Origin of the sequence: Sandarakinorhabdus sp. (assembly GCF_031422795.1) — a bacterium.
Taxonomy (GTDB): Bacteria; Pseudomonadota; Alphaproteobacteria; order Sphingomonadales; family Sphingomonadaceae; genus Sandarakinorhabdus.
The window spans coordinates 1-4448 of the sequence record NZ_JANPML010000284.1 but is presented as its reverse complement, the minus strand read 5'-3'; the positions used below and the strand labels follow the sequence as shown (position 1 = coordinate 4448).

Below are 4448 nucleotides of genomic sequence, written 5' to 3'. Positions count from 1 at the left end.
GGGCGAAGGCGACAACAGCTTCGCCGTCGGCCCCGACAGCGCCCGCCGCACCGCGCCGGTGTATTTCAACATGCGCAAGACCAGCATCTATGGCGGGTCCAACGAGATCCAGCGCAACATCATCGCAAAGATGGTGCTGGGCCTTTAACTTCTGCCCCTCTCCCCCAAATGTTTTCTGGGCAGGGAGAGGGCGACTCGCGCGCCAGCGCGGCGGGGTGAGGGGTCACCCAGTTTCAGATTGAGGAACCCCTCACCCCGGGCCGCCTACGGCGTCTCTCGACCCTCTCCCGCAAGGGGAGAGGGGTTAAGGCTTGGGGACGGAACATGGATTTCAATTTCACCGAAGAACAGACCATGCTGCGCGACATGCTTTCGCGCTATCTGGCGGACACCTACACATTTGATGCCCGCCAGAAGGTGGTGCACGGCGGCAAGGGCTGGAATCCGGCCGTATGGCAGGCCTTTGCTGAAGAACTTGGCGTGCTGGGCGCGCCGTTTGCCGAAGCGCATGGCGGCCTGGGCGGCGGCGCGATCGAGAATATGGTGGTGATGGAAGAAATGGGCCGCGCCATTGTGCTCGAACCCTATCTCTCCACCGTTGTCATCGGCGGCGGCGCGCTGAAGCATGTGGGCGGCGCCGTGGCTGATGCCGTGATCCCCGGCATCATCGCCGGCACCACCCGCATCGCCTTTGCGGCGTACGAACCGCAGGGCCGATTCTATCTGAACGATCTCACCACCACGCTGAAGGGCGGCCAGTTGAACGGCCACAAGGCAGTGGTGGAAGGCGCGGCGCACGCGACGCACCTGCTCGTCACCGCGCGCACGGCTGGCGGCCAGCGCGATGCCGACGGCGTGGCGCTGCTGCTGATCCCGGCTGACGCCAAGGGCATCACCCGCCGCGATTATCTCACCGTGCACGGCACCTCGGCTTCGGAAGTCTATTTCGAAAATGTCGCCGTGGGCGCCGAACATGTGCTGCGCGAAGAAGCGCTGCCGCTCATCGAGGCCGTGGTTGATGAAGCCACCGCCGCCCTGTGCGCCGAAGCCTGCGGCGTGCTGAAGGTGCTGCACGCCACCACGCTGGATTATGCCAAGCAGCGCAAGCAGTTCGGCAAGGCCATCGGCGATTTCCAGGTCATCCAGCACCGCCTGGTCGATATGTTCATGGAGGTCGAACAGGCCGTTTCCATGACCATGATGGCCACGCTCAAGCTCGACACCGCCGAACGCAGCGCCGCGGTTTCGATGGCGAAGGCCAAGGTGGGCAAGGGTGCCAAGTTCGTCGGCCAGAACGCCGTGCAGGTGCATGGCGGCATCGGCATCACCCAGGAACTGGCCGTGGGCCATTATTTCAAGCGCGCTACGCTGATCGAAAACCAGTTCGGCTCGGTGGATTTCCACCTGTCCCGCTACGAAGGCATCGCGCTCGCGGCGTAAGGCGATCGCAAACTCCAAGACTGGAAAAGGCCGGGCCGCCACGCCCGGCCTTTTTCGTTCTAATCGTCAAAGTCTGACGCTTGGTATCCGTAACGGCCAAGGCAGTCATCGACCCAGAGACGGTTATTCAGATCAAGCGCTGTCCATGTCAGATTTTGGCAGAAGCTGCTGGGAGGCACACCTAATTGGATTATAAATAAGGCGTCTTATGTTCGAACGTTTAGCTGATGGCACCACCCACTCTGAATGCGGGCATAACCCAAGCCGATCGAGATCAATCGTCGTCGCGTCGGGGCAGCTTGCTCACATCGGCGATTATCGTAGGCAAAAGATTCTGTCCCGCAAGCATCCCGTCAAGCAGTTCGCCGAAGCGGCGATCATACTGCGTGTTGTTGATTGGAGACATTTGAGCGCACAGAACGAAGTTAAACGGCGTCAAATACCGCATTCGAATTTCTGTTCGATGTGACGTGTCGATGATCTTCCCGGCCCGCTCGGCCGCGCCGTCATCATACTCCTCACGCGTCACCAACATGCCGTCGTCCGTAAGTCCGTACTCCTCGTAGGTACTTCTTCCCTCTTTAATCGCCTCCTTGAGGCGCTCGGCCGACGAATCGTCGATGCCCGTCGGAGCCAAGCCTTCGCACTCGACGTAGACGAAATTGCGGTAGTACAGGGGCGACTCGCACAGGGCTAGGCGCGACACTTTCAGCTCGTGATGACCGATGAGGAACGTCTCGGGTCCGATTTGGCGGAACTGCTCAATGCCGATCGATACTCCGCCACGGAACATCCAGATCGGCGTCGACAGGCCTATCCGGAGTTCACCGCCTAGCAGCCTGCCGAGGCGCATCGCAACGTCCTCAGGGCCAGTCGTCCAGTAAATGCCGCGCTTGCCGGGGAATGCGTCGCCAACACGCTCAAAAAAGAATGGCGTGCTCTCAACCTTAGGCGGCTGAGCGTTCGTCTTCGCCGCATCGTGGGCCTGCTCTGCAAGCGCCGCGATCGTCTCGGCCAGCAGCAGTTGATGTCGCGCGCTCAAGATTCCCTTGCGTGTTGCGATCTTGTTCATCAGCCAAACGCGAAGTTCCTCATAAGCTTGGCTCTTTTTCGCAGCATGGATAACATGAGATACCAGTTCGCTGAGTCCCTCTTGGGTATCGAACTCGGCTCCCGGTAGCGCGCCCGTTTTCCGCAGTGCCCCGGCCATCGCAGCGTGTCGCAAAATATCCTTGGGCAGGGGAGTGTCGCCGTCATAACCCTCGAGAGACCCTTTGCCGTTCGCGGCAATCGCAAGGAACGCATGCCGTTTCTTTTGTGCAAAACGAATGCACTGCCTCACGAGACGATGACTGATCGCTACATCGCCGACGCCAGCCATGCCGTGCGAGCGCGCATCGCTGACAAGATCGTGAAACTCATTGTTTCGGAAGAAGCCTTCTGCGCCATCTTTGTGTATGTCCGCGCCGATGTCTGCCGCACTGAGCAGCATCAAGCTGCAGACGGGGACCGCTGTCGATCGAGAAAGGCTTACCGCGAGGCCGATTTCCAGATCACGCTTGAAGCCGAGTAGCTTCGCTGCCAGCTCCACCCGATCGACAGGACTACGCATGCCCTCCGGCATGACGAGAGCGAGGTCGACGTCGCTAACATCTTCCGAGAAGCGCTCTCCATCGCGGTAGACAAGGCTCCCGAAAAGCACAGCGGACGGCACACCCAACTCGTCGTGGCAGCGCTGTGCAAACGTCTTCGCTGCGGCGATCGTGGTGCGGGCGGGCGTGTCGGTCACTGCTTTCCTCAGACGTCTTAGTGGCTCGAACCTAGAGCAATTCCGCTATGGTAAGCCCACTGAACGCACTCCGCCACTCTGCCGCTAGAGTGTGTCGCAATGCGGGTTCGCCGGCAGTTATATTCAGGTGCGATATCGCTAGCTGCCTTTCCGAAAGCGGCCACTTGCGTCCCTCTACTATGCGGGTCAGCCAAAAGCTTAACGCCGGCTCTTGTCAAGAACCGCCGTTTGGCTTCTCGTTCCGCAACGGCAGAAATGTCCGAGTTCCCGTCATTCGCCGTCCTATCAGGATGTTGACCAGGCGTCAGGTTTGGACCGCTAGATCAAATCCCCGCCCGCTGCAGAGGCCGTGGTGCCGTGCCCCTGATACGCCTTGATCACGTTGCGGCCCACCGTCCAGCGGTGCACTTCGTCCGGCCCATCCACCAGCCGCTGCGAACGGATGTGCGTGTACCAGCTCGCCAGCGGCGTATCCTGGCTGTAGCCGAGCGCGCCGTGCAGCTGGATGGCGGTATCCACCACCTTGTGCACCATGTGGGCCAGGAACACCTTGGCGATGCTGTTTTCCTGCCGCAAATCCATGCCCTTTTCGGCCTTGTAGGCGATGTGCAGCAGCATCAGCCGCGCCATGTAAAGTTCACTGGCACATTCGGCGAGCATGAACTGCACGCCCTGGCGTTCGTGCAGTGGCTTGCCGAACGTGGAACGCTGGGTGACGTGCGCCGTCGCCAGATCGAGCGCGCGCTGCGCCATCGCCACATTGTGCATGCCGTGCCGCAGCCGGCCATAGGCCAGCCGGTGCTGCCCCATGTTGAAACCATTGCCTTCGCCGCCGAGCAGATTTTCGGCCGGCACCACCAGATCCTTGATCTCGATCTCGCTGTGGCCGCCGCCCATCACCTCCGTCAGCGGGCCTTCGATCGCCATCGTCTTGATGTCGCGCTTGATAATATATCCGGGGTTGGGCAGTTCCACGATGAAGGTGGAAAATTGCTGGTGGCGCGGCGCATCGGGATCGGTGCGCGCCATCACCACGGCCAGATCGGCAGCGCTGGCAGCCGACGAGAACCATTTTTCGCCGTTCATGATGTAATTGCTGTTGCCGTCCTTCACCGCGGTCGTGCGCATCCCCGTCGCGTCGGCACCGGCGGCCTTTTCGGTCATCGAATAACACACGCGCTTGTCGCCGTTCAGCAGGGGCTTGAGGAACTTCTCCTTC

General features: G+C 60.8%; 4 protein-coding genes. 2 read left to right on the top strand and 2 right to left on the bottom strand.

Annotation, left to right across the window (positions count from 1 at the left end; translation table 11 throughout):
- Positions 1–148 (top strand): acyl-CoA dehydrogenase family protein (locus RMO81_RS10190; protein ID WP_409049606.1); only part of this gene is annotated, 148 nt, incomplete at its 5' end.
- A gap of 176 nt (positions 149–324) precedes the next feature.
- Positions 325–1440, top strand: coding sequence for an acyl-CoA dehydrogenase family protein (locus RMO81_RS10185; protein ID WP_310475745.1), 1116 nt, complete (start codon positions 325–327; stop codon positions 1438–1440).
- A 274-nt stretch (positions 1441–1714) separates the two neighbouring features.
- Here the strand turns inward: RMO81_RS10185 and RMO81_RS10180 are convergent, their stop codons facing one another.
- Together RMO81_RS10180 and RMO81_RS10175 are read right to left on the bottom strand one after the other, a co-directional pair.
- Positions 1715–3229: a hypothetical protein gene (locus RMO81_RS10180; RefSeq protein WP_310475744.1), complete on the bottom strand. Its 1515-nt coding sequence runs from the start codon at positions 3227–3229 to the stop codon at positions 1715–1717.
- 318 nt (positions 3230–3547) lie between these two features.
- The coding region (locus RMO81_RS10175; protein ID WP_310475743.1) for an acyl-CoA dehydrogenase at positions 3548–4448 on the bottom strand (901 nt) is incomplete at its 5' end.